Source organism: Acetobacterium wieringae (assembly GCF_001766835.1).
Classification (GTDB): domain Bacteria; phylum Bacillota; class Clostridia; order Eubacteriales; family Eubacteriaceae; genus Acetobacterium; species Acetobacterium wieringae.
Genome location: NZ_LKEU01000025.1, coordinates 1 through 612, shown reverse-complemented (window position 1 = coordinate 612; position 612 = coordinate 1). Strand labels below are relative to the sequence as shown.

At 35.1% G+C, this 612-nt stretch carries 1 protein-coding gene; it reads left to right on the top strand.

Annotated features, from left to right (window positions below; all coding sequences use genetic code 11):
• Positions 1-47 precede the first annotated feature (47 nt).
• A partial coding sequence (locus ACWI_RS06375) for a transposase (RefSeq protein WP_341465149.1) occupies positions 48-612 on the top strand: 565 nt, incomplete at its 3' end.

The window sequence follows — 612 nt, the reverse complement described above, 5'->3', positions numbered from 1 at the left end:
GTATTTATCATGTGATGTTAAAAGGGATAGACAGTCGAAACATATTTATGGATGATGAAGACAAAATGTACTTTATGGAAAAACTGAAGCGAGCTAAGGAAACGGGAGAATTTAAACTCTATGCTTATTGTTTGATGGATAATCATGTCCACTTGCTCATAAAGGAAGGAGAAGAGTTAGGCGTAAGCATTAAACGTATCACAGTTGGGTACGTTAGATTCCATAACCAAAAGTATGGAAGAGAGGGCCATTTATTTCAAAACCGATATAGTAGTGAAGCAGTGGATGATGAACGTTATTTATTAACAGTTCTGCGTTATATTCACAACAATCCATTAAAGGCACATATTGTAGCATCACAGTCTGAGTATAAATGGAGTAGTTATCAAAACTATCTTGACGCATATTATGGGATAACAGCAGAATATGTTGACACTGATTTCATGCAAAGCTATTTTAAACAAGTTTCTGATTTTGAAAAGTTCTCGTGTGAGGTTAATCAGGATGATTGTCTTGATGCGAGTACTTTTGTAAAATATACTGATGACGGGATCAAGGCTATGGTTAAAGAGAATCAGCGATATTCTGGAATAATGAGCTTAAACAAGACAG